22 protein-coding genes are annotated in these 22,728 nt (G+C 73.8%); 9 read left to right on the forward strand and 13 right to left on the reverse strand.

Annotated elements, in window-relative coordinates; genetic code table 11:
• Positions 1 to 139: 139 nt before the first annotated feature.
• Both GEV43_RS08915 and GEV43_RS08920 read left to right on the forward strand, forming a co-directional pair.
• Entirely contained in the window at positions 140 to 331 is a 192-nt protein-coding gene (locus GEV43_RS08915; RefSeq protein WP_160820271.1) for a DUF397 domain-containing protein, read from the forward strand.
• Positions 332 to 916: 585 nt separating this feature from the next.
• Positions 917 to 3,343: a hypothetical protein gene (locus GEV43_RS08920; RefSeq protein ID WP_160820272.1), complete on the forward strand. Its 2,427-nt coding sequence runs from the start codon at positions 917 to 919 to the stop codon at positions 3,341 to 3,343.
• A 28-nt stretch (positions 3,344 to 3,371) separates the two neighbouring features.
• Here the strand turns inward: GEV43_RS08920 and GEV43_RS08925 are convergent, their stop codons facing one another.
• The 3 genes from GEV43_RS08925 to GEV43_RS47975 form a co-directional block, all read right to left on the reverse strand.
• Complete coding sequence (locus tag GEV43_RS08925) at positions 3,372 to 3,779, reverse strand: nuclear transport factor 2 family protein (protein ID WP_160820273.1); 408 nt, start codon at positions 3,777 to 3,779, stop codon at positions 3,372 to 3,374.
• A 61-nt stretch (positions 3,780 to 3,840) separates the two neighbouring features.
• Complete coding sequence (locus GEV43_RS08930) at positions 3,841 to 4,113, reverse strand: hypothetical protein (protein ID WP_160820274.1); 273 nt, start codon at positions 4,111 to 4,113, stop codon at positions 3,841 to 3,843.
• 65 nt (positions 4,114 to 4,178) lie between these two features.
• A complete protein-coding gene (locus tag GEV43_RS47975) occupies positions 4,179 to 5,270 on the reverse strand; it encodes a helix-turn-helix domain-containing protein (RefSeq protein WP_160820275.1) in 1,092 nt (363 codons plus the stop codon).
• A gap of 240 nt (positions 5,271 to 5,510) precedes the next feature.
• Here GEV43_RS47975 and GEV43_RS08940 point away from each other — a divergent pair, with 240 nt between their 5' ends.
• Positions 5,511 to 6,200 (forward strand): dioxygenase, encoded by a 690-nt coding sequence (locus GEV43_RS08940; protein WP_309239539.1) that lies wholly within the window; start codon positions 5,511 to 5,513, stop codon positions 6,198 to 6,200.
• 306 nt (positions 6,201 to 6,506) lie between these two features.
• Here the strand turns inward: GEV43_RS08940 and GEV43_RS08945 are convergent, their stop codons facing one another.
• Both GEV43_RS08945 and GEV43_RS08950 read right to left on the reverse strand, forming a co-directional pair.
• A complete protein-coding gene (locus tag GEV43_RS08945; RefSeq protein WP_160824407.1) occupies positions 6,507 to 7,328 on the reverse strand; it encodes a phosphoenolpyruvate hydrolase family protein in 822 nt (273 codons plus the stop codon).
• Complete coding sequence (locus GEV43_RS08950; protein ID WP_160820276.1) at positions 7,328 to 8,587, reverse strand: Tm-1-like ATP-binding domain-containing protein; 1,260 nt, start codon at positions 8,585 to 8,587, stop codon at positions 7,328 to 7,330. Before GEV43_RS08950 ends, GEV43_RS08945 begins: the two co-directional genes overlap by 1 nt.
• A gap of 163 nt (positions 8,588 to 8,750) precedes the next feature.
• On the opposite strand from GEV43_RS08950, the gene GEV43_RS08955 reads away from it, so the two are divergent.
• Positions 8,751 to 9,569 carry an SAM-dependent methyltransferase gene (locus GEV43_RS08955; RefSeq protein WP_160820277.1) on the forward strand — a complete coding sequence of 273 codons (819 nt, stop codon included), beginning with the start codon at positions 8,751 to 8,753 and terminating at the stop codon, positions 9,567 to 9,569.
• 16 nt (positions 9,570 to 9,585) lie between these two features.
• On the opposite strand, the gene GEV43_RS08960 is transcribed toward GEV43_RS08955, so the two are convergent.
• Entirely contained in the window at positions 9,586 to 10,134 is a 549-nt protein-coding gene (locus GEV43_RS08960; protein ID WP_160820278.1) for a hypothetical protein, read from the reverse strand.
• 37 nt (positions 10,135 to 10,171) lie between these two features.
• On the opposite strand from GEV43_RS08960, the gene GEV43_RS08965 reads away from it, so the two are divergent.
• A complete protein-coding gene (locus GEV43_RS08965) occupies positions 10,172 to 10,966 on the forward strand; it encodes a TetR/AcrR family transcriptional regulator (protein WP_160820279.1) in 795 nt (264 codons plus the stop codon).
• A gap of 55 nt (positions 10,967 to 11,021) precedes the next feature.
• On the opposite strand, the gene GEV43_RS08970 is transcribed toward GEV43_RS08965, so the two are convergent.
• Positions 11,022 to 11,840, reverse strand: coding sequence for a helix-turn-helix transcriptional regulator (locus GEV43_RS08970; RefSeq protein ID WP_241683399.1), 819 nt, complete (start codon positions 11,838 to 11,840; stop codon positions 11,022 to 11,024).
• Positions 11,841 to 12,287: 447 nt separating this feature from the next.
• On the opposite strand from GEV43_RS08970, the gene GEV43_RS08975 reads away from it, so the two are divergent.
• Both GEV43_RS08975 and GEV43_RS08980 read left to right on the forward strand, forming a co-directional pair.
• Complete coding sequence (locus tag GEV43_RS08975) at positions 12,288 to 12,644, forward strand: YciI family protein (RefSeq protein ID WP_160820280.1); 357 nt, start codon at positions 12,288 to 12,290, stop codon at positions 12,642 to 12,644.
• Between the two features lie 267 nt (positions 12,645 to 12,911).
• Complete coding sequence (locus GEV43_RS08980; RefSeq protein WP_241683400.1) at positions 12,912 to 14,141, forward strand: RNA polymerase sigma factor; 1,230 nt, start codon at positions 12,912 to 12,914, stop codon at positions 14,139 to 14,141.
• Here the strand turns inward: GEV43_RS08980 and GEV43_RS08985 are convergent.
• Positions 14,128 to 15,396, reverse strand: a complete 1,269-nt coding sequence (locus tag GEV43_RS08985) for an FAD-dependent monooxygenase (protein ID WP_160820282.1) — start codon at positions 15,394 to 15,396, stop codon at positions 14,128 to 14,130. The genes GEV43_RS08980 and GEV43_RS08985 overlap by 14 nt on opposite strands.
• Positions 15,397 to 15,488: 92 nt before the next feature.
• Positions 15,489 to 16,067, reverse strand: a complete 579-nt coding sequence (locus GEV43_RS08990; RefSeq protein ID WP_160820283.1) for a TetR/AcrR family transcriptional regulator — start codon at positions 16,065 to 16,067, stop codon at positions 15,489 to 15,491.
• 127 nt (positions 16,068 to 16,194) lie between these two features.
• On the opposite strand from GEV43_RS08990, the gene GEV43_RS08995 reads away from it, so the two are divergent.
• On the forward strand, positions 16,195 to 17,742 hold the full coding sequence (locus GEV43_RS08995) for an MDR family MFS transporter (protein ID WP_160820284.1): 1,548 nt from the start codon (positions 16,195 to 16,197) through the stop codon (positions 17,740 to 17,742).
• Between the two features lie 11 nt (positions 17,743 to 17,753).
• Here GEV43_RS08995 and add read toward each other — a convergent pair whose 3' ends face one another.
• Positions 17,754 to 18,755: an adenosine deaminase gene (add, locus tag GEV43_RS09000; RefSeq protein ID WP_160820285.1), complete on the reverse strand. Its 1,002-nt coding sequence runs from the start codon at positions 18,753 to 18,755 to the stop codon at positions 17,754 to 17,756.
• Positions 18,756 to 18,764: 9 nt separating this feature from the next.
• Positions 18,765 to 19,598 (reverse strand): SAM-dependent methyltransferase, encoded by an 834-nt coding sequence (locus tag GEV43_RS09005; protein ID WP_206681102.1) that lies wholly within the window; start codon positions 19,596 to 19,598, stop codon positions 18,765 to 18,767.
• A 43-nt stretch (positions 19,599 to 19,641) separates the two neighbouring features.
• On the opposite strand from GEV43_RS09005, the gene GEV43_RS09010 reads away from it, so the two are divergent.
• Positions 19,642 to 20,427 (forward strand): SDR family NAD(P)-dependent oxidoreductase, encoded by a 786-nt coding sequence (locus GEV43_RS09010; protein ID WP_160820286.1) that lies wholly within the window; start codon positions 19,642 to 19,644, stop codon positions 20,425 to 20,427.
• A gap of 17 nt (positions 20,428 to 20,444) precedes the next feature.
• On the opposite strand, the gene GEV43_RS09015 is transcribed toward GEV43_RS09010, so the two are convergent.
• Both GEV43_RS09015 and GEV43_RS09020 read right to left on the reverse strand, forming a co-directional pair.
• Positions 20,445 to 21,824, reverse strand: a complete 1,380-nt coding sequence (locus GEV43_RS09015) for a serine hydrolase (protein WP_160820287.1) — start codon at positions 21,822 to 21,824, stop codon at positions 20,445 to 20,447.
• Between the two features lie 133 nt (positions 21,825 to 21,957).
• The gene (locus tag GEV43_RS09020; protein ID WP_160820288.1) at positions 21,958 to 22,686 is read right to left on the reverse strand and encodes an SDR family NAD(P)-dependent oxidoreductase; all 729 of its coding nucleotides are present in this window, start codon (positions 22,684 to 22,686) and stop codon (positions 21,958 to 21,960) included.
• Positions 22,687 to 22,728: the final 42 nt, after the last annotated feature.

Genomic DNA, 22,728 nt, shown 5'->3' on the forward strand with positions numbered 1-22,728 from the left:
CGCCGCCGCCAAGAAGGCGTTCGGTATCAAACTGCGCGACATCCGTCTGGATGCCAACCTGACCGAAGCCTCAATCTCCTAGCCGTCGCCGGGCGCACATCGCTTGAGCTGGTAGAGCACGTTATGGAAGGCTTCCGACATGCTTCCCAAGTGGCGCAAGAGCAGCAGGAGCGGGACGGGCGGTAGTCAAAGCGATTGCGTCGAGGTTGCGCGGGGCGCACGCAATATCGGTGTGCGGGACTCGAAGGACCCGGACGGCCCCCGTCTCGCACTCTCCCCGGCCGCCTGGCGGGCCCTTGTCGAACGCCTCAAGCACGACGACATGGCCTGACGCCCCGGCTGCTGGAACGGCTCGGCTCCCTGAGCGCGTGGGAGGACGCCCCGCCGGTTGTCCAGAACGTGGAAGCGCTGGGTGAGAAGGCCAATACAAGGCTCTCTATGGCCCCAAGAACCTGCGTGTCTTTCGGGCTCGGGCTGCCGAAGCTGGTCGGGTTCGGGTCGAGTATCGGAGTTGCTGACGCTGGCCGTTGATCAGGGTGGGGGGCGTGCGTACGCTTGGGGGAACGGGTTTTTGAGAGGGAGAACATTATGCGCCGTCGTATCCCAGCCGCTGCCCTGACGATTCTGATGAGCCTCGGGTTCGCGGCGGGCACCGCCGTCATTTCGGGTTCTGCCTCGGCCGACAGCACTTACTGCTGCTGACCCAAGCCCTGTGCAGGATTTTCCCTCCGGCTGAGTGCGCTGTGCGGAGCGCTCGGCGGACGGGGTGGCTCATCCGGGCCTCCGGGGCGCTTGAAGGCGGCGGCCGCGATTTCGGGGGAACCGGGGTGTAATCACGGGGCCGTGCCGGACATCTCAGGGTGATCAACTCGTGTACGTCTCTGGGAGTCGCCCTGTGAGTTGGAGATCCACAACCTTGCTCGTCCTGCCCGTGTCGGCGCTGCTCGCCGTGCCGGTCCCGCCCGCCGCCGCTGGGCAGGGGCGGGGCCCGGGCCGCGCCGCCGAGGTCGCTCGGACGGTCACGCTGGTCACCGGCGACCGGGTGGAGATGCGCGGCGGGGCCGTTCGGGTCCGGCCCGGGCCGGGACGCGGCGACGTCGGCTTCATCCAGCAGTCGGCCGGATCGCACGTCGTCGTCCTGCCCGCCGACGCGGCGCGGCTGGTGGCCAAGGGCAGGCTGGACCGGCGGCTGTTCGACGTCGGACGGCTGGTGGCCGCCGGTCAGGACGACGCCCGCGCCGCGACGCTTCCGCTGGCGGTCACCGGGTCCGCGAAGACCCGGCTGCCCGGAATCAGGACGACGGGACGGGACACCGTCTCGCTCGCCAAGAAGTCCGCCACGCGGTTCTGGCACGCGCTGGCGGCCGCGCCCGGCGACATCGCGGTCCGGCCGGTCGGCCTGCCCGGGCCGCGGCGGCACGCGCGGCAGGCCGAGTTCGACCTGAAGGCCGATCTGCTCGACCGCAACGGCCGCGCGCCCGGGCCGGACAGCATGGCGGAGTGGGTGGCCTACAGCCTCGACGACCCGTCCGGCATCTACGCGGGCCCGGCGGGTGAGGCGATGCGGCTGCCGACCGGACGCTACATGGTGTTCGGCACGGTCACCACGCCCCGGCCGGGGAACGCCGCCCCGTCCTACGCCGGCATGGTCGACACTGAGGTGGTGCTCGACCGGGACCGCGCGATCACGTTCGACGCGCGCAAGGCCCGCAGGGTGGAGGCGACGACCGACCGGCCCTCCGCGCGCAAGACGGCATGGATGGTGGACCTGCTGGCGAAGGCCGCGCCCGGCGCGGACTACGGCTACTACACCTTCCGCCTGAACATGCCTCCCGGCGCCGAGGCGTACGCGTCCACCACGGCGCCGTCCAACCGGTTCGCGTTCGGTGTGCACGCCACCTATCAGGAGCCGCTGCTGCGGCTCCAGGTCGGCGGGGCCAAGCCGTTCCCGGTGGACGTCGCGTACGCCGAGGGCGGTGCGAACGATCCGCGGCTGGAGGGGACGAACAAGCTGCAAGCGGTGTACGGGGGCGGGGGCACACCCGAGGAGCTGCACGACGTCAAGGGCAAGCTGGTCGTGCTCGCCCCGCCGCCCGCCGACGATCCCGAGACCGCGGAACGGGTGCGCAACGTCGCTCGGGCCGGGGGCCGGGCGGTGCTGCTGGTCCGCGACACCCCCGGGCCGTACTTCGACGGCGACCTGGCGCTGCCGACGGCCGTGAGCGGCGCCCCCGACGGCGCGCGGCTGCGTGACCTGGCGAAGGCGGGCCCGGTGCCGGTGACCACCCGGGGCGTCGCGGCGAGCCCGTACCAGTACAACCTCTACTACCCGACCTCCGGGCGGGTCCCCGCCGACGCGGTCCGCACGGCGCGGGGACGGGACCTGGCCGCCGTCCGGGTGCACTACCGCGGCGCGGACGGACCCCTGCCCAGCAGCCTGCTGACCGAGCCGGTCGACGTCGCGGGCCCGTCCGGCGGGTGGGCCGTGCAGATCCCCGCGCCGACCACGAGGACCGAGTACTTCACGACCGGGAAGGGCGTGCGCTTCTCCCGCCAGCTCAGGAGCTCCTACTACGACGGACGTCCGCTCGTCCAGACCGAGACGCGCGCCTACCGGCGAGGCGAGCGGCGGGAGGAGACGATGAACAAGGGCGTGGCCGGGCCGTCGTTCGCGACGCCTCCCCGCGACGAGAACCCCGCGCCCCGCCCGGCGTGGGCGTTCCGCGACGGTGACACCGTGGACGTGGCGATCCCCACGTTCAGCGACGCCGAGCCGGGCCACTACGGTTTCGGCGAGCCGTCCGCGCCGGGCTGCACCCGCGGTTCGGCCCGCCTGTCCAAGGACGGCGCGCCGGTCGGCGAGAGCGACGCCCCCGCCGCCGGGACGTTCACCGCTCCGCCCGGAGCCGGCGCCTACCGCCTGGACGTCGAGGCGGCCTGTGACCATCCGGACTGGAGGCTGTCCACCAAGGTGACCTCCTCCTGGACGTTCCGCTCCGCCCACACCTCGCGTGCCGCGGCACTGCCGCTGATGGCGGTCCGGTTCCTGCCGGAGCTGGACGACCTGAACCGGGCCCCGGCCGGGAAGCCCTTCTCGTTCCCGGTCCGCGTCGAGCACCAGCCGGGGGCGGCGTCCGCGCGGGTCGTGTCCGTCACGGTCGAGGCTTCCGCGGACGGCGGCGGGCAGTGGCGTCCGGTGCGGCTCCGCGAGGACGGCGACCACTGGGTGGCCGACGTCCAGAACCCGTCCGGCGGCAAGGTCTCACTGCGCGCCACGGCCAGGGACGCCGACGGAAACACCGTCACGCAGGTCATCGAGAACGCGTACGCCGTCACCCGCTGACCTCGCCCCGCTGGGATGGCGGTGGGGGTCAGCGGGGCGTGGGGCGGTACGGGTCCAGGCAGCGGCTGGCGGACGAGTCCAGGTATTCGTCCAGGCGGACGATGCGGCCGTTCGCGACGGTGACGAAGAAGCAGGCGCGTACGGTGAGCTCCTCGCCGCCGGGCGCGACGCCGCGCAGGACGTGCCGCTGGGCGTAGCCGCCGGGGATGGGGTGGCGCACCTGGTCCTCGTACCGCAGGTCCTTGACGGTGGAGCAGAGCCAGCGCAGGACGCGGAAGTTGTCCTCGGGGCCGATCTCCCGGTCGTCGGTGTTGTGCCAGATGACCGCGTCGGGCGCGTAGATCTCGCGGCGGATGGTGTCGATGTCGCCGCGCTCGACGGCGGCGATGAAGTCGCTCGCCAGGCGTTCGGTCTCGGGCGCCAGTCCGGTGCTCATCGGGGTCCCCCTCACATAACTGAATCTGGGGTCAGATTTAGTCAGAGCGGGGATCGCCCGGTCAAGGCCGCCGGGCCGGGGGCGGGACCTCGCCGCGCGCGAGGCGGACGGCGAGGTCCCGGCCGCACGCCTCCGGGGCGCGCGCGATCTCCGCGGCGGCGCGGTCGCGCGCCTGCCGCTCCCACTCGGCGCGCTCGGCGAGGTACCAGTCGCGGAACGCGGCGGGCGAGAACACCAGCCGCGCGTCGTCGCCGCGGACGGAGATCCGGGCGTGCGCGGCGACGGCGCGGTCCACCGCGGGGCGGACCTCGATCGGGAAGTGGCTGGACGACATCGTTCCGCTCCTGGACTGGGGGTCACCGGTCAGGCACAGAACGTAGCGGTCCGGTCACCGGTCCGTCAGTCGCGGCGCCTGATCCCGGTGACGGCGGCGCGGTAGTCGGACGGGCTGACGCCGTACGCGGCGCGGAACGCCCGGCTGAACGCGGCGGCGTCCGGGTAGCCCCAGCGCGCCGCGATCGCGCTGATCCGCTGGGTGGCGAGGAACGGGTCGCGCAGCTCCCGGCGGCAGCGTTCGAGCCGGCGGGTCCGCACGTACCGGGACACCGTGTCGCCGCGCGCCTGGAACAGCCGGTAGAGCTGGCGCACCGACACGTGGTGGGCGAGCGCGATGGAGGCGGGCGTGAGGCCCGGGTCGTCCAGGCGGCTCTCGATCCAGTGCTCGATGACGCGCAGCGCCTCGTCGTCGGCGGGCGCGACGGGGCCGGGCGAGCCGAGGCGCTCGCTCACCGCGCTGGTGACGAGTTCGAGGATGGCCTCGCCCAGGTGGTGGGCGTACGGGCCGTCCCCGACGTCGGCGACGCCGCCGTCGCCTCCGCCGCCCTGCGGTCCGGGGGGTCCGGCGCGGCCGGCCTGGCCGGCGTGCGCCGCGACGGGTTCGGCGTGCGCCGCGGCGGGGTCCGCGGTGGCGTACGTGGCGGCGAGGTCGTTCTCGGCGAGCGCGGCCAGCAGCGGGCGGACGAGGCGTCCGGTGCTCGTCCGCTCGGTGAGCAGCGTCCCGCCGAGCGCGGCGACGCGGCCGGGCGGCAGCGGTACGGCGCGGTGCGGGATGAGGACCGTGAGGATGCGGTGCGCCTCGAACGTGATCTCCACCGGGCGGGTCAGGTCGTACAGCACGATGTCGCCCGCGCGGACGGACGTGCACCGGTCGTTCTGGCGCAGGGTGCACGAGCCGCGCAGGACGAACCCGAGCTTGTAGCACTCGCGGGTGTCGCGGTCGATCTGGCGGGGGCTGCGGCTGACGGCGTGCGCGGGCGCGCGGACCTCGCTCGCCTGGATCGGGCCGAGGGTGCGGCCGACGAGCCGGGCGGCGAAGCCGTCCCGGTCCGGCGGCCGGACGTGCAGCGGCCCGAAGGCGGAGGAGATCACATGCCGCCAGAAGGCGGCCTGGTCGCCGGGCGGACGGCCGGACGTGCTGACGTGCGTGGGCATGGCATGACGCTCCTTCGCGTGCGGGGGACGCTGAGGGGACGCCGGGCGGACCCGGAGGCGTGCGTGCCCGACGTTCACGCTTCTACGCGCTCGAACAGCGGTCAATATGCGAGTCAGCACGACAATGCCGATATTTCTTGGCACTCGACGCCAAGGGCCTGGCAGCCGTTGCCAAGAACCGGCCCCGGCCTTCGGTTATACATATCGCGACCGCCGAAAACCCCCCGGAAGGACTCCCCGATGTCCGAGGACGAGCAGCACGAAGAGCCGCGCGAAGTGCCGGACGGCGATCCGGGCGACGAGCAGCACAATGGGATGAGCCGAAAGAATTTCATCATCGCCGCGGGCCTCAGCGCGATGGCCGTGCCGGCGACGATGGGCGCCGCCAAGGCCGACGCTCCCGGCCGCGCCGCCGAGGCGAAGGCGCCCGCGCTCACGCCGACGCCCTCCTGCGACGACGGCGACGACCCCACGCCGCCGCAGACCGAGGGCCCCTACTTCAAGCGGAACTCGCCCGAGCGGAGCAACCTGGTCGAGCCCGGGATGCCGGGCACGAAGCTCACGGTGAGCGGCGTGGTCTACTCCCGGTCCTGCAAGGTCGTCGCGAACGCGCTGCTCGATTTCTGGCAGGCCGACACGTACGGGAACTACGACAATTACGGGTTCCGGCTGCGCGGTCACCAGTTCACCGACTCGGCCGGGCGGTTCTCGCTCTCGACCATCGTTCCCGGCCTCTATCCGGGGCGCACCCGCCACATTCACGTAAAGGTCCAGGCGCCCTATCAGCGGGTGCTCACGACACAGCTCTATTTCCCCGGAGAGCCGCGCAACCAGACCGACACCATCTTCGACCCGGCGCTGCTGATGAACGTCTCGAACGGCCCGAACGGGCGCGTCGCGACGTTCGACTTCGTGCTGACCGTTCCGTGAGGTCGCGGCGGCCGGGCTCCGCCCCCTCCGCGTGACGTCCGGCCGCCGTGCCGAGGCCGCCGCTCCGGCCTCCCGCCCGGCACCGGGCGCCCCGGCCCACGCCCGGTGCCGGGGCGTCCGGACATTCTCGCCGCGAGCCCGCGCGCATTTCCGCGCGCGGGCTCGCGCCGTGCCCGGACCGTTCGCCGCGGCGCGGATATCCGCGCGTTCCCGCGGCCTATGCCCGCCGCCATTCCGCGACGGCGCCGGACGCGTGGAGACGCTAGTCGGCTGCGCCTTCGAGGGCCTTCTCCGCGCCGCCCGGCATCAGATCCCCAGCCTCTTGAACGCCGCCACCTGCTCGGTGATGGCGCGTTCGGTGGGAAGCCGCTCGACGGACGACGCGCCGAAGAACCCGACGATCCCCTCCGTGCGGGACAGCACGTACGCGGCGTCGTCGGGTTCGGCGATCGGGCCGCCGTGGCACAGCACGAGGATGTCCGGGCGGACGTCGGCCGCCGCGTCCCGCATCGCCTGGACGCGGTCCGCCGCCTCGTCCAGCCCGAGCGCGGTGCCCGCGCCGATCGTGCCCTTGGTGGTGAGCCCGACGTGCGGGACGAGCACGTCGGCGCCCGCCTCGGCCATCGCGCGGGCCTGGGCCTCGTCGAACACGTACGGGGCGGTGACGAGGTCGCGCTCGTGGGCGAGCCGCACCAGCTCGACCTCCAGGGCGTAGCCCATGCCGGTCTCTTCGAGGTTCTGCCGGAACACCCCGTCGTACAGCCCGACCGTCGGGAAGTTCTGGACGCCCGCGAAGCCCATGGCCTTGAGCTGGTCGAGGAAGCGCGGCATGACGCGGAACGGGTCGGTGCCGCACACCCCGGCGAGGACCGGCGTGTCCGACACGACCGGCAGCACCTCCGCCGCCATCTCCACCACGATCTGGTTGGCGTCCCCGTACGGGAGCAGCCCGGCGAGCGAGCCCCGGCCCGCCATCCGGTAGCGGCCGGAGTTGTAGATGATGATGAGGTCGACGCCGCCCGCCTCGGCGCATTTCGCCGACAGTCCGGTGCCGGCGCCCGCCCCGATGACGGGGCGTCCCTCCGCGACGGTGTCGTGCAGGCGCTTCAGAACGGTCGGACGGTGCATCATCGCGCTCCCCCAGTGATCATCTCGTGCAGCCGATCGGCCATCGCGCGACCGAACCCCGGATCGTTCACATGCAGGTCGAGCCGGCGCACCTCGACGCCGCCCGTCCCAGCCGCGCCGCCCGCGCCGTCCGCGCCGTGCGTCATCGCGGCGAACGCGGCCGCGTCGGCGTCGGGGTCGTGGAACGGCAGGCCGGGCGCGTCCAGCGCCGACACCCCGCGCAGCGGGAGGAACAGCGCGGTCGGGCCCGTCGCGGCGGACAGCTTGGCGGCGATCCGGCGGCCGAGCTCGACCATCTCGTCCGCGGTGGTGCGCATCAGCGTGACGGTCGGGTTGTGCTCGTACAGGACGCGGTCCCGGAACCGTTCGGGCACGGTGGCGCGCGGACCGAAGTTGACCATGTCGAGCGCGCCGGGCGCGACCACCTGCGGCACGCCGTGCCGCCCGGCGGCGGTGAGCCGCCCGGGGCCCGCCGACAGCACGCCGCCGACGAGGTCGTCGGCCAGCTCGGTCGTGGTCAGGTCGAGGACGCCCGCGAGCAGCCCGCTGCCGACCAGGCTCTCCAGCGCCCTGCCGCCCGCGCCCGTCGCGTGGAAGACCAGCACCTCGTAGCCGAGCTCCTCCAGGCGTTCGCGGGCCGCGTCGACCGCCGGGGTGGTGACGCCGAACATCGACGCGGCGACGAGCGGGCGGTCCCGCGACGCGTCGTGCGGCGCCGCGCGGTCGGCCTCGTACGCGCGGGCCATCCCGGCGACCGCGGCGGCGGCGTTGCCGAGGATCACCCGCGACACCCGGTTGACGCCCGCGATGTCGACCACGCTGTAGGAGATCGCGACGTCCTTCGCGCCGACGTACGGGGCGACGTCGCCGGACGCCATGGTCGACACGATCAGCTTGGGCAGCCCGATCGGCAGGTCCCGGACGGCCCGCGCGGCGATGGACGACCCGCCGCTGCCGCCGACCGCGAGGACCGCGTCCACGCGGTCCCCGGCGCGCAGCTCCGCGAGGACGGCGGCGGCGCCCTCGCCCATCGCCGCGACGGCCGCGCCCCGGTCGCCCGCCGACCGCAGCGCGCCGAGGTCGGCGCCCCCGGCCCGCGCGACCCGTTCGGCCGGGATGTCGGCGGTCGCCCCCGAGGCCGGGCCCACCCCGGCGTCCACGAGGACCACCTCGCAGCCGAGCGCCCGGACGCGGTCCCGCAGCCAGGCGTACTCCTGTCCCTTGGTGTCGAGCGTGCCGACGAGAACGACGGTCGCCATGTCCCTCCCCTACTCCCACCTGCGCCTTCACGGCATCGTCCCACCGCCCCGGCGGCTTCGCGGGGAACCCGGCGGGCGCCCGCCCCGGCGCGTGCCCGCCGGAACGGGCCGGAACCGGACACCGCGGCGCGCCGCGGCGCCTCTAGGTTGTCAGGGAACGTTCATGACGCCCCCTGTCAAGAAAGCCGACTCCCATGGCCGATGTCCCCCGGCGATCGACACGACCGTTCCGCACTCGGCGCGGATCTGGAACTACTGGCTCGGCGGCAAGGACAACTACCCCGTCGACCGCGAGGCCGGAGACCAGTACGTGAAGGTCTACCCGGGGATCGTCGACATCGCCCGCAGTGGCCGCCACTTCCTCGCCCGCGCCGTCCGGCACCTGGCGGGCGAGGCCGGGATCGGGCAGTTCCTCGACTGCGGCACCGGCCTTCCGACCGTCGACAACACGCACGAGGTCGCGCAGCGGACGGCTCCCGCGGCCCACATCGTCTACGTCGACAACGACCCCCTCGTCCTCACCCACGCGCACGCGCTCCTGACCAGCACGCCGCAGGGCGCCACCGACTACATCGAGGCCGACCTGCACGCCCCCGGGGAGGTCCTGCGCCTCGCGTCGGAGAAGCTGGACCTCACCCGGCCCGTCGCGCTGATGCTCATGGGCGTCCTCGGGCACATCGACCGGTACGAGGAGGCGCTCTCGATCGTCCGGACCCTCGTGGCGGGCCTCCCGAGCGGCAGCCACCTCGTCCTGTACGACGACACCGACAGCGACACCGCGCACAACCAGGCGCAGCAGGAGTACGACGACACCGGCGCGGTCCCGTACCGGCTGCGCCGCCCGGAGCAGATCACCGCGTACTTCGACGGCCTCGACGTCCTCGAACCGGGCATCGTCCCCTGCGAGCGGTGGCGTCCCGAGCCCAGCCCGTTCGACGCGCCCGCCACGTCCACCCTCTGCGGCGTGGCCCGCAAGCCCTGACCTCCCGCGCCCGGCCCTAGGCGAGGAGGGCGGCGAGGCCGCCGGCCACGAGCGCCACGACGACGACCAGAGGGGCGCCCTTGAGCGCCGCGACCGCGTGGAAGCGCAGGTCGCGGTACTCCTCCATGCCCTCGGTGCCGGGAAGGGTCAGCAGCCGCGGGCGCAGGCCGGCGAGGACGGCCCAGTCGACGACGAACAGGTCCCACAGCGACAGGGTGAGCATGACCAGGCCCGCGCAGACCGCGGCGGACCAGAAGCCCAGCCCGTCCTCCAGCGCGCCGTCCAGGCCGACCATCGCCGCCGTCACCAGCGGAACGCCGCACACGCCCCAGACCACCACGGCGAAGGCCACCGCGACCCGCCGCCCCCGCGCGCTCTTCGGGCGCCCGTACCGCTCCTGGATCGGCTCCGGGTAGTCGTTCAGCAGGAAGTCGCGGGAGGCCGCCGCCCCGGCGAACAACGCGACGGTGAACGCGACGCTCAGCGCCAGCCCGTACCCGACGCCGTACGCGACGACCGTTGACCACTCCATGCCCGCCTCCGAGTGCAGTTTGGTAAGGCTCACCTAATCTGCCCTGCCGGACCCTTAAAGTCAACGTGCTGTGAAGTTCAACGCTCGCTACGATGGGCCGCGTGCCCACCGGACCAGACACCGGGCCCGCCCCGCGCCCCGGGACGACCGCGCCGTACGGAGCCGCAGGCGGCCGGAGTTCCGCAAGGGCCGCCCGACGCTGACCAGGGAGCGGATCGCCCGCGCCGCCCTGGAGATCCTCGGGGAGGCGGGCCCCGGCGAGCTGACCATGCGAGCTGTCGGCGCCCGCCTGGAGGTCTCGCCCCGCGCGCTCTACAACTACGTGGCCGACCGGCGCGACCTGCTCAAGGAGGTCGTGGCCGTGTGCCAGGCCGACCGGCCCGAGCCGCGCCTCGACCCCGCGCGCTGGCGGGAGAGCCTGCGGGCCTACTGCCGCGACCTGCGAGCCTGGTACCGGGCCCACCCCGGGATGCTCGCCCTGGCACGGGCCGAGGACCTGACGCCGTTCGCCTCACCGGAGATGATGCGCCCGGACGACGCGCTGGTGGGCTTCTTCCTCGCCGTCGGGCTGCCGCCCCAGGACGCCTACCGGGCCTGGTCGATCACCGTTCTCCAGGTGGCCGGCTTCGCCGAGGTCTGGGACGCCTGGCACGACCGCCCGCCTCCCGGCTCGGACCCGGCGGCGTGGGCGGGCGTCCCCCCGTACGCGACCGGCCCCGGCCTGCCCAACCTCGAACGCGTCGCCGCCGAGGCGTCCCCCGAGCCCCCCGGCGAACTGTTCGAGTCGGTCGTCACCATGCTCACCGCGGGCATCGAGGCCATGCTCCCGACCCGTACACCCGCGCGTACGGCGGAGCGCCCGTGAGGACCGCCGCCGGTGCGCGCGCTTCCGCGGTGAGCGCGTTGGCCGGACCCCGGGGTCAGGCGAGGAGGCGTTCGAGGAAGGCGCGGGTGGCGGTCGGCGGCTCGGCCTGGACGCCCAGCCGGTTCATGACGTCGCGGTAGCGGATGATGTCGGCGGGCTTGTCGGGGTAGAGGGCGCTCGCGAGCTGCTCCAGGTAGACCACGTCGGGCAGCTCCGGCTCGGCGAAGCGCAGCAGCGTGACCGGCCCGCACTCGGCGGCGTGGCCGCCCGAGCTGAACGGCAGCACCTGGAGCGACACGTGCGGGCGCTCCGCCGCCTCGATCAGGTGCCGGATCTGCGCCCGCATCGTCTCGGGCCCGCCGACCATCCGGCGCAGCGCGGCCTCGTCGAGGACGGCCCACAGCCGCGCGGGCGAGGGCCGTTCGAGGATGCCGGCGCGGCGCGTGCGCAGCTCGACGCGGCGGTCGATCTCGTCCTCGGGCGCCTCGGGGTACGTCGCGCGGATCAGCGCGCGGGCGTAGTCCTCGGTCTGGAGCAGCGCCGGGACGAACTGCACCTCGTACACGCGGATCACGTCGGCGCCCTGCTCCAGCCCGAGGTACGGCTCGAACCAGCCGGGCACGATGTCGCCGTACGGCTGCCACCAGCCGGGCGCGTTGGCCTGCTCGGCCAGCTCCAGCAGCGGCCCGCGCACGTCCTCGTCAGTCACGCCGTACAGGGTCAGCAGGTCGGCGACGTCGCGCTCCTTGAACCCGACGCGGCCGAGCTCGATCCGGCTGATCTTGGAGTGCGAGCCGCGGATCTCGTACCCGGCGGCGTGGATGGAGATGCCGGCGGCCTCGCGCAGCCGCCGCAGCTGCGCGCCGACCAGCATCCGCAGCACGGTCGGCCCGGACTGCTCGTGCCCCTGCGCCACCGCGCGGCTCAGCACCGCCGACAGGTCGCCGGAGTCACCGGCGCGCTGCGCGCTCGCGGTCATGGCGTTCCCTCCCGTCCGGCGGTCCCGGCCTTCACCGTGCCCGCCGCGCACTCCTGTGATGGATCCGTCACAGAACGCCTCCCAGGCCACACGGGTCTTGCCGTCCAGGCAAAGTTACTCGCCCGTGCGGCGCTTCCCAACGGGCCGGAACGCCGCCGGGCGCCGAGCCCGCGCCGGTCGATCGGGGTTCGCCGCTTTCGCACCACTGTGACCAGCGCAGACATGGTTCGAGAGAATTTCTCGGAAAATATGGGCGGGTGATGTCGATCCGGGCGGTCGCCGATCGACGCGTCAGCGAGCGGCGGGGCAGGGCGCCCGCGCCGACGGGACAGAGGAGGCACCATGCGGTTCCTGATGATGACCACCGACGACGGCTCGACCCCCGCCGGCCCGCCGGACGAGGCGATGATGGCCGAGATGGGGCGCTTCATCGACGAGACGTCCAAGGCGGGGGTGCTGCTCGCGACCGGCGGGCTGGACCCGCGCGCGACCCACATCAGCTCCTCCGGCGGCAAGATCACCGTGACGGACGGCCCGTACGCCGAGGCGAAGGAGGTCGTCGTCGGCTTCGCGCTCATCGAGGTGCGCTCCAAGGAGGAGGCCATCGAGCTGTCCAAGCGGTTCTGGCGGATCGTCGGCGACGGCACCGGCGTGATCCAGCAGGTGTTCGGCCCGGGGGACGAGTTCCCCGGGGAGTGAGCGCGGGCCGGCGGCGGGCCGCGGCGGACGCCGCCCGCCGCCGGTCCCCGCTTGCGCCCGCCCCGGCGGGGTGCTGTCATCTGCCGCATGACGTCTTCCCCGGCGGACGGCCCCCGCGCGGCCGACGGCGCGGCCCGCGACGCGGCGGCGGCCCGCGACGCGGCGGCGAGCGGCGCGCGCGGCGCGGACGGGCCGCACGCCACGCACAGGACGATCGACGCGGTGTGGCGGCTGGAGGCGGCGCGGATCATCGCCGGGCTCGCCCGGATGGTGAACGACGTCGGCCTCGCCGAGGAGCTCGCGCAGGACGCCCTGGTCGCCGCGCTCGAACAGTGGCCGCGCGACGGCGTCCCCGACAACCCGGGCGCCTGGCTGATGGCGGTCGCCAAGCGCCGCGCGATCGACCGGATCCGGCGCGAGCGCCGCCTCGAGGACAAGATCGGCGAGATCGGGCACGAGCTGGAGACGGGCGCCGGGCCGGGGGGCGAGCCGGGCGCGGTGCCGCCGGAGTTCGACGCGGTCCTCGACGAGGACGACATCGGCGACGACCTGCTGCGCCTGGTCTTCACGGCCTGCCATCCCGTGCTGTCGAAGCAGGCGCGGGTCGCGCTGACGCTGCGGCTGCTCGGCGGGCTCACCACCGACGAGATCGCGCGGGCGTTCCTGACGTCCGAGGCGACCGTCGCGCAGCGGATCGTGCGCGCCAAGCGGACGCTGGCCGAGGCGAACGTGCCGTTCGAGGTGCCGGCGGGCCCCGACCGCGCCGCGCGGCTGGCCTCCGTCCTGGAGGTCGTCTACCTGGTCTTCAACGAGGGGTACGCGGCGACGGCGGGCGACGGCTGGGTCCGCGCCGACCTGTGCCTGGAGGCGCTGCGCCTCGGCCGGATCCTCGCCGGGCTGGCCCCCGCCGAGCCGGAGGTGCACGGGCTCGTCGCGCTCATGGAGATCCAGGCGTCCCGCACGCGGGCCCGCACCGGCGCGTCCGGCGAGCCCGTCCCGCTGCACGAGCAGGACCGGGCGCTGTGGGACCGGCTGCTGATCCGGCGCGGCTTCGCCGCCCTGCTGCGCGCCCGCGGGCTCGGCGCGCCGCCCGGCCCGTACGTGCTCCAGGCCGCGATCGCCGCGTCGCACGCGCGCGCGAACGGCCCGGAGGACACCGACTGGGAGGGCATCGCCGGGCTGTACGAGCTGCTCGCCCGCGCCGCCCCCTCCCCCGTCGTGGAGCTGAACCGGGCGGTCGCGCTCGGCATGGCGTACGGCCCGGAGCGGGGCCTCGCGCTCGCGGACGCCCTCGCGGACGAGCCGTCCCTCAAGGGCTACCACCTGCTGCCGAGCGTCCGCGGCGACCTGCTCGCGCGCCTCGGCCGCACGGACGAGGCGCGCGCGGAGTTCGAGCGCGCCGCGGACCTGACCCGCAACGCGCCCGAACGCCGGGTGCTGCTGGAACGCGCCGCCGCCTGCGGAGCGGCCGTCCCCGCGGCGGCTAGTAGTCCTTGACGGTGAACGAGTGGACGATCTCGCCGAAGTCCTCGAACGCGTCGGCGGGCGCGCCGCCCTCACCGCCGTTCCGGGCGGCCAGGTCGGCGTCGCGCTGGGCGTCCACCCGCGCCTTGTTGGTCAGCGCCAGCTCCTGGTTGGCGGCGACGTAGCCGCGCAGCTCCTCCTCGTACGCGGCGAACGCCTTGCGGTGGTCGCCGCCCGCCGCGTTCAGCTCCCCGGCCAGCACGTAAGCGCCGACGAGCGCCATGCTGGTGCCCTGCCCGGACAGCGGCGACCCGCAGTACCCGGCGTCGCCGAGCAGGACGACCCGGCCGTTCGACCAGGCGTCCATGTGGATCTGCGCCATCGCGTCGAAGTGGAAGTCGGGCGCGTCCCACATCCGCTCCAGCAGGGTCGGCAGCTCCCAGCCGCCGCCCGCGAGCCGTTCGGCCATGATCTGCTTGTGCGCGGCGGTGTCGCGGTGGTCGTAGTCGATCGGCTCGGGCGACTCGAAGCCCAGGTAGACGCGCAGCTCGCGGTTGCCGCGCACGGTCATCACGCCGCCGCCCCAGGTGCTGCCGGGCATCTGGTGGAACACCTGCCAGCGGTCCAGGCCGAGGTGGTTCGGGGCGCTCCACACCGCCAGGTACGTGCCGAGGTGGGTGATGAAGCGGGACTCGGGCCCGAACGCCAGGCGGCGCGTGGTCGAGTGCAGCCCGTCCGCGCCGACGACCACGTCGAACGTGCGGGCGCCGCCGCCGCGGAACATCACCCGGACGCCGTCCTCGTCCTGCTCCAGGCCCGCGATCGAGTCGCCGAAGAGGTACTCGACCTCCTCGCCCGCCGCGTCCGCGAGGACGGCGGACAGGTCGTCGCGGAGGATCTCGACGTCCGGGCCGTCGATCGCCCCGCCCGTCATCGTCGCCTCCTCGTTGCGGTACAGCTCGTTGCCGTCGGCGTCCACCATGGACATGCCGCGCATCTCGACCGCGGCGGCCCTGATCCGCTCCAGCACGCCCATCCGCCGGGCGACCTCCAGGGCGGGGCCGCGCACGTCCACGGCCTGCCCGCCGGCCCGGAAGCCGTCGGCGATCTCCACGACCGTCACCTCGAACCCGTACCGGACGAGCCAGTAGGCCAGCGCGGGCCCCGCCACGCTCGCGCCCGAGATCAGCACCCGCCCCTTGGACGCGCGTCCCGGGACGGCGTCCGCGCCCGCGCCCGCCCCGGCCGCCCCGGCCGCTCCGCCGTTGGCGTCGATGGTCTCGTTCATCTCGGTTCCTCCATCACGTCGTCGGTTCCGCTGATGGAGAGACTCGGCGAACGCCCTGACCGGCCGCGCACCGCCCGCTGACGGTCGCGCCGTCAGTCCGGTGCGCCGCCGTACGCGGCCTCGATGAGCTCCTGGCCGACCCGGAGCAGCGCCTCCCGCTTCTCGTCGGGGTCGCCCTCCATCTCGCCGACGGCGTACGTGCCGAAGTAGACGGTGAACAGCGCGCTCATGGCCCGGACCTGCGAGATCATCGGCGCGCCGGGCTCGCCGAGCAGGCCGCCGAGGGTGGCCATCCGCTCGCGCAGGTCGAGGCCCGTGTCCAGGACGCGCAGCGCCGCCTGGTTCTCCTGGAGGAAGCGGAAGATCGGCGCGCCGTCGCGGAGCGCGGCGTTCAGCCGGGTCAGCAGCTCCCGCTTGGTGTCGAGCGTGCGGGGCCGGTCCCGCGCCCAGGCGATCAGCTCGTCGATGGGCCGGGCGAGGCCCTGGACGAGGCTGACGACGATGTCCTCCTTGGTCTTGAAGTGGTAGTACAGCGCGGCCTTGGTGACGCCGAGGCGTTCGGCGATCTCGCGGAGGGACGTCTGGTCGTAGCCGCGTTCGAGGAACAGCTCCAGCGCGACGTCCTGGATGCGCACCCGGGTGTCCTTGCGGCGCCTCTGCGGGCCGGCCATGGCGTTGCTCCGTTCCTTGGTCCTAGGACCAAGGTACCGCGCGAACTTACTTGACGCCCGGCTAGTTAGCCCCGCAGACTCGACGCACCAACTAGCCGGGCGTCAAGTAAGTTGAGGGGAACGGCACATGACCGCCACCACGTCCACGGGCGACGGCCCCGCCACGACGGCGAACGAGGGGACGCCGCAGGAGCCGCCGGGACGCAACCTGTACGTCGTGATCGGCGCCGTGCTGATCGCGATGCTGCTCGCCTCGCTCGACAACCTGATCCTCGGCACCGCGATGCCGAGCATCGTCGGCGACCTCGGCGGGCTCGGCCACCTGTCCTGGGTGGTGACCGCCTACACCCTCGCGACCGCCGTCTCCACGCCCGTGTGGGGCAAGGTCGGCGACATGTACGGGCGCAAGGGCGCGTTCCTCACCGCGATCGCGGTCTTCCTCGCCGGGTCCGCGCTGGCCGGGCTGGCGCAGGACATGACGCAGCTCATCGCGTTCCGGGCCGTGCAGGGGCTCGGCGGCGGCGGGCTGATGGTCGGCGCCCTCGCCATCATCAGCGGACTCGTCCCGCCCCGCGAGCAGGGCCGCTACCAGGGCATGATCTCCGCGGCGATGGGGCTGGCGATGATCGCGGGCCCGCTGCTCGGCGGCGCGATCACCGACCACCTCGGCTGGCGCTGGTGCTTCTACGTCAACCTGCCGCTCGGCGCGCTCGCGCTGGTGATGGTGTCCTCGGTGCTGCACCTGCCCAAGCACCGGTCCACCGCGCGGATCGACTACGCGGGCGTGGTCACGCTGACCGCGGCGATCGCGGCGGCCGTGCTGGTCACCACGTGGGGCGGCTCGGAGTACGCCTGGACCTCACCGGTGATCGTCGGGCTGGCGGCGCTCGGCGCCCTCGCCGCGGTCGCGTTCCTCGCCGCCGAACGGCGCGCCGCCGAGCCCGTGCTGCCGCTCGGGCTGTTCCGCGACGCGAACTTCTCGCTCGTGACGGGGATCGGGTTCCTGCTGGGCTTCGCGATGTTCGGCGCGATGACGTTCCTGCCGCTGTTCCAGCAGACGGTGCAGGGCGCGTCGGCGTCCGGCTCGGGGATGCTCGGGATGCCGATGTTCCTCGCGATGGTCGCGGTCAACATGGTCGTCGGGCCGTTCATCACCCGGACGGGCCGCTACAAGGCGTTCATCGTCGGCGGCGCGGCGCTGCTGGCGGCCGGGCTCGCGCTGCTCGCCACCATGGACACCGGGACGGGGCGCCTCACGACCGGCGCGTTCATGGTGCTGGTCGGCGCCGGGGTGGGCTGCCTGATGCAGACCACGCTGATCGTCACGCTCCAGAGCGTCGAGCCGAAGGACCTCGGCGTCGGCTCGTCCACCGCGACGCTCGCCCGGACGATCGGCGGGTCGGTCGGGGTCTCGGTCGTCGGCGCGGTGTTCGCCTCGCGCGTGCGCGACATCATGGCCGAACGCGCCGGAACGGCCGCCGCCACCGGTGGGTCGGCGCAGCTCGACGCGGCGGGCCTGGCCAGGCTGCCCGCGCCGGTGCGCGACGCGTACGAGCACGCCGTCGCGGGCGGCTCCCACCAGGCGTTCCTGGCCGCGGCCGGGGTCTGCGCGCTGGCCGTCGTCCTGGCGTGGTTCGTCAAGGAGGTCCCGCTCAGGGACGGCTCGCGCTCGTGACGGGGCGGCGGTCACGTCCCGGCGTAGGCGTCCAGCTCGGCCAGGTAGGCGTCCTTCACCGCGCGCGGCAGCCAGGCGGCCTCGAACGCGTTGCGCTCCAGGGCCGCCAGCTCCGCGCGGGTCAGCCCGAGCTCGTCCGCGACCGTCGCGAGGTTCTCGGCGACGTAGGCCAGGAAGTACGCGGGGTCGTCGGAGTTGATCGTGACGCGCAGCCCGAGGTCGAGCATCCGCCGCACCACGTCCGCCTTCGGCCCGTCGGTCACGAACGAGTTGGACACCGGGCAGACCGTCAGCCCGATCCCGCGCGCCCTGATCTTCTCGACCAGCTCCGGGTCGTCCAGCGCGTTCACGCCGTGGTCGATCCGGTCCACGCCGATCACGTCGAGGCACTGGCGGATGTGCTCGGTCGTGTCGTCCTGGTCGACGTCGCAGTGCATGGTCAGCAGGTAGCCCTCGCGCCGCGCCCGCGCGAAGACCTCCGCGAACTTGACCGGCGGGTTGCCGCGCTCGTCGGAGTCCAGCCCGACGCCGACGATCCACTCCCGGTACGGCAGCGACTCCAGCAGCGTCGCCATCGCGTACGCCGCGGAGTGGTCGCGCAGGAAGCACATGATGAGCTGCGCCCGGATCCCCGACCGCCGCTCGGCGTCCATGACCGCGCGGCGCAGCCCCCGGATCACCGCGTCGAACGGCACGCCCCGCGAGGTGTGCGCCTGCGGGTCGAAGAAGATCTCGGCGTACCGGACGTTCTGCGACGCGGCCTTGGTGAGGTACGCGGTCGCCAGGTCGTAGAAGTCGGGCTCGGCGCGCAGCACGTCCATGCCCGCGTAGTAGCCGACCAGGAACGAGGTCAGGCTGTCGAACTCGTACGCCGCCCTGACCTCCTCCGGCGTCGAGTAGGGCAGCTCGATCCCGTTGCGCCGGGCCAGCTCGAACTTCAGTTCCGGCTCCAGCGTCCCCTCGATGTGCAGGTGCAGCTCGCATTTGGGCAGACCCGCGATGAAATCGTCCACCCGGAAAAGTTACCCGTACTCCGCCGTCAGGAATCCGCTGCGCGCCCCGCCCGGCACCGGCCGCCCGTACGCCTCGGCGAGCGCGCCCAGCTCGTGCGCGCGCGTCCGCCACCCGTGCCGTCCCATCCAGCCGCACGTGTCGTCGCCGAGGCCGCCCTTCCACAGCCGCAGCACCCGGGCGAGCGCGGGCACGTCCTCGGCCATCGACCGCAGCCACTCGACGCTGTCGCCCTGCTCCAGCGCGATCCGGGCGCCGGGCGCGGACAGCTCCCCGACCCGCCTGAGCAGCCGGCCCGCCTCCTCGGCGCTGAGGTAGATCAGCAGGCCCTCGGCGAGCCACACGGTCGGCCGCCCCGGCTCGAAGCCCGCGCCGGCGAGCCGTTCCGCCCAGTCCTCGCGCAGGTCGGCGGGGCACGCGACCCGCTCGCACCGCGGCGCGACGTCCGCCAGCGTCCGGTCCTTGAACGCGAGGACGTCGGGCGCGTCGATCTCGTACACCGCGACACCGTCCGGCCACGCCAGCCGGTACGCGCGGGTGTCGAGCCCGGCGGCGAGCAGCACCACCTGCCGCGGCCGGCCCACCCCCGCACACGCGCGCAGGAGGAAGTCGTCGTAGAAGCGCGTGCGGATCACGGTCTGGAACGCCATCAGCCCCCGCAGCGTGCCCGACTCGGGGCTCTCGGGGGCGGCAGGTCGGGCGCGGCGGCCTCGAACAGCTCCGCGTACGGATCGTCGAACAGCCGGTCCGGCCTGCGGCTCTCGGCAGCCCGCATCCTCGCGACGCCGACCGCCGTCCTCGCCACACCGCTCAGTGGCCCGGGCACAGTCATGAAGAATCTCCACATCCCGCGCCCGCGGCCAAAACTACACCCGTACCCTCGCCCCCATGATCCCTTCCCTTGTAGTCACCGGTGGAGGTCGGGGCATAGGCCGAGCCGTCGTCGAACGCCTCCTCGCCGACGGCGCGGCGGTCGTCGCGATCGAGCTGGATCCCGGCGCGCTCGCCTGGCTGGACGGCCATCCGGCCGGAAGGCGCGCCGCCGCCGTGGTCGGCGACGCGTCCGACGAGGCGGTGGCCGGGCGCGCGGCCGACCTCGCGGAGGAACGGGGCGGCGGCCCGCTCACCGGCTGGGTCAACAACGCCGCGCTGTTCCGCGACGCCTCGCTGCACGAGGCGGGAGCGCGGGGCGTCATGGACCTGGTGGCGGCCAACCTCGGCCCTCCGCTGGCGGGCTGCGCGGTGGCGGTCCGGCGGTTCCTCGCCTCGGGCGAGGGCGGCGCGATCGTCAACGTGACCTCGCATCAGGCGCGGCAGGCGGTGCCGGGATGCACGCCGTACGTCACGGCGAAGGCCGCGGTCGAGGGGCTGACCCGCGCGCTCGCCGTCGAGTACGGACCGCGCGGCGTACGGGTGAACGCGGTCGCGCCCGGCTCGGTGCGGACCGAGCGCTACGAGTCGTACCTCCGCGACCTCGGTCCCGACGGGGCGGCGCGCGTCGAGCGGGAGATGGCGGCGCTGCATCCGCTCGGCCGGGTCGCCCGCGCCGAAGAGGTCGCGGCGGCGATCGTGCATCTGCTCTCGCCGGACGCGGCGTTCGTCAATGGGGCGACGGTGCCTGTGGACGGCGGGCGGGCCGTTCTCGCGCGTGATCCTGAGGCGTACGAGACGTAGGCGGGTGGGGCCCGGGATCAGTTGGTGGGGACTGTGGTGGCTTGGGCCTTGGGGGAGAGGAATTCCAGCGGCATCAGGGTCGGCGGGGTCTGGGGCTTGGCGGTGGCGCTGGTGTCGGAGCCGCCGCACAGGGCCTGGACGGCGTGCGCGGCCAGGGCGTTGTCGATCGGGTGCGGCATGGGCAGGCCCTCGCCGTTCAGCTTCTGGTACTTCATGAGGTTGTGGCCGAACGAGACCTGGCGCTTGCCGTCCGCGCTGGTCAGGGACTGGGTGCCCGCGCCCCACACCGCGCCGTCGTGGCCCCAGAACGTGCCGCAGGGCAGGTCCATCGAGTAGATGCCGAGCCCGTAGTTCATCTGGACGGCGCCCTCGGCGTCCTTCACCGGGACGGTGCGCTGCATCTCCGCGACCGAGGCCCGGGAGACCAGGCCGCCGGTCAGCAGGCGCCGGTAGAAGCGGTTGAGGTCGGGCATCGTCGAGACGAGCGAGCCCGCGGTGCCGGCCCAGCTCATGTCGTAGGTGCTGTAGTCGCGGGGCGGCTTGGCGTGCCCGTACAGCGACTCGTACATCCGCGGGTGCGCGCCTTTGATGCGCGGGCCCTTCGGGAAGTAGGTGTGCTTCAGGCCGGCGCGGCGGATCACGTTGTCGCGGATGTAGGTCTCGGCCTTGGTGCCGGTCAGCTTCTCCAGGAGCTGCCCGGCGAGGATGTAGTTGGTGTTGGAGTACGACCAGTTCTCGCCGGGCGCGCCGGTCGGCGGCGCCTGGAGGCCCCAGTCGACGAGCTGCTTCGGCGTCAGGTGGCGGAAGCGGCCCTCGTCCAGGCTCTTCGCCGACGGGTCGAGCAGCGACGGGAAGGCGTAGGCGACGTAGTCGCCGATGCCGCTGGTGTGGTTGAGGATCATCCGGACGGTGATCTGCTCGCCCCGCTGCCCGGCGACCAGGTCGGGCAGGTAGCCGCCGATCGGCGCGTCGAGCCGGAGCCGCCCGCGCTCGACTTGCTGCATGAGCGCGGTCGCGACGAACGTCTTGGTGATGCTGCCGACCCGGTGCTCCATCTCGGGCGTGACGCGCCGTCCGGTACGGACGTCGGCCGTGCCGGAGGCGCCCTGCCAGGTCCGGTCGCCGTCCCGTACGGCGGAGTAGATGCCGTACATCCCGGCGGCGTGGACGGCGTCGAGCGTCGCGGTCAGCTTGGCCGGGTCGAACGCCGGGGCGCTGAACGCGGCGGGGGCGGTCGGCGCGGCGGGGGCGGTGGCGCCCGCCGGGCGGGAGGCCGCGGCGGACGCCGGGAAGGCGGGGGCGAGGACGGGCGCCGCCGTCGTGAGCGCGGTGAGCGCCAGCGCGGCGGGCGCCGTCCCCGCGGCGCGCCTCAGCCGTACGAACCGCCTCGTCCTCATGTCGGTCCCACTCCCGTCTCGCACCGCCACGTCAGAAGAAGTCTTCTCGGACATCCTCCCCAATGTCATCCCACCGTAGGAGGAGTTCGGCGAACGGCGGTCCCCGGGCGCCGAGACGAAGATCACGCTGGGCTCAGCGGCCGAGGTGCGCACCCCCGTTGACGTGCAGGACCTGCCCGGTGAGGTGCCCGGCGGCCGGGGAGGCGAGGAACGCGATCGTGGCCCCGACGTCAGCCGGGGTCCCGGGCCTGCCGTTGGCCGTCTGGGCGATCAGGGCCGCGCGCCGTTCGCCGTCGAGGTGCTCGCCGAAGAACTCGGTGTCCTCGATGTAGCCGGGCGCGACCACGTTGGCCGTGATCCCCCGCGCTCCGACCTGGAACGCCAGCTCGGCGTTCCACGCCTCCACCCCGGCCTTGGCCGCCCCGTAGGCGGCCCCGCCGCCGCGGGCCGCCGCGATCGAGCCGACGGTGACGATCCGGCCGCCGTCCGCGAGCCGCGGCGCGAGGGCGGTCGTCACGAGCGCGGCGCTGATCAGGTTGGCCTCCAGGTTGGCGAGCCAGGCGTCGCGGACCGCGGCGAGGCCCTCCGGGGCGGGACGGCCGATGCCGGTGTTGCCGCCCGCGTTGTTGACCAGCACGTCCACCCGTTCCGGCAGGTCGGGGAGCGCGGCCTCGATCGCGGCCGGGTCGGCCGCGTCGAACGGCACGGCCCGGACGGCCGGGCCGATCGCGGCCGCCGCCTCGGCCAGCACCCCGGCGCGCCGGCCGGTGATGACGACCTCCAGGCCGTCCGCGGCCAGGGCCTCGGCCGCCGCCCGGCCGATGCCGGTCCCGCCGCCGGTGACCACAGCGGTGCGCGTCATCGCTCCTCCTTGTTGTTTAGACCTAAACTTCGTCCGGTACGC

Source organism: Actinomadura sp. J1-007 (assembly GCF_009793335.1).
In the GTDB taxonomy this organism is placed as follows: Bacteria; Actinomycetota; Actinomycetes; order Streptosporangiales; family Streptosporangiaceae; genus Spirillospora; species Spirillospora yumaensis.

Bases quoted from the DNA above. Each gene is read 5' to 3' on its own strand.
- GEV43_RS08915 (WP_160820271.1), top strand. From the start codon at position 140: ATGCTTCCCAAGTGGCGCAAGAGCAGCAGGAGCGGGACGGGCGGTAGT.
- GEV43_RS08925 (WP_160820273.1), bottom strand. From the start codon at position 3,779: ATGAGCACCGGACTGGCGCCCGAGACCGAACGCCTGGCGAGCGACTTC.
- GEV43_RS08930 (WP_160820274.1), bottom strand. From the start codon at position 4,113: ATGTCGTCCAGCCACTTCCCGATCGAGGTCCGCCCCGCGGTGGACCGC.
- GEV43_RS47975 (WP_160820275.1), bottom strand. From the start codon at position 5,270: ATGCCCACGCACGTCAGCACGTCCGGCCGTCCGCCCGGCGACCAGGCC.
- GEV43_RS08940 (WP_309239539.1), top strand. From the start codon at position 5,511: ATGTCCGAGGACGAGCAGCACGAAGAGCCGCGCGAAGTGCCGGACGGC.
- GEV43_RS08945 (WP_160824407.1), bottom strand. From the start codon at position 7,328: ATGCACCGTCCGACCGTTCTGAAGCGCCTGCACGACACCGTCGCGGAG.
- GEV43_RS08950 (WP_160820276.1), bottom strand. From the start codon at position 8,587: ATGGCGACCGTCGTTCTCGTCGGCACGCTCGACACCAAGGGACAGGAG.
- GEV43_RS08955 (WP_160820277.1), top strand. From the start codon at position 8,751: ATGACGCCCCCTGTCAAGAAAGCCGACTCCCATGGCCGATGTCCCCCG.
- GEV43_RS08970 (WP_241683399.1), bottom strand. From the start codon at position 11,840: ATGCTGGTCGGCGCGCAGCTGCGGCGGCTGCGCGAGGCCGCCGGCATC.
- GEV43_RS08975 (WP_160820280.1), top strand. From the start codon at position 12,288: ATGCGGTTCCTGATGATGACCACCGACGACGGCTCGACCCCCGCCGGC.
- GEV43_RS08980 (WP_241683400.1), top strand. From the start codon at position 12,912: ATGGTGAACGACGTCGGCCTCGCCGAGGAGCTCGCGCAGGACGCCCTG.
- GEV43_RS08985 (WP_160820282.1), bottom strand. From the start codon at position 15,396: ATGAACGAGACCATCGACGCCAACGGCGGAGCGGCCGGGGCGGCCGGG.
- GEV43_RS08990 (WP_160820283.1), bottom strand. From the start codon at position 16,067: ATGGCCGGCCCGCAGAGGCGCCGCAAGGACACCCGGGTGCGCATCCAG.
- GEV43_RS08995 (WP_160820284.1), top strand. From the start codon at position 16,195: ATGACCGCCACCACGTCCACGGGCGACGGCCCCGCCACGACGGCGAAC.
- GEV43_RS09010 (WP_160820286.1), top strand. From the start codon at position 19,642: ATGATCCCTTCCCTTGTAGTCACCGGTGGAGGTCGGGGCATAGGCCGA.
- GEV43_RS09015 (WP_160820287.1), bottom strand. From the start codon at position 21,824: ATGAGGACGAGGCGGTTCGTACGGCTGAGGCGCGCCGCGGGGACGGCG.
- GEV43_RS09020 (WP_160820288.1), bottom strand. From the start codon at position 22,686: ATGACGCGCACCGCTGTGGTCACCGGCGGCGGGACCGGCATCGGCCGG.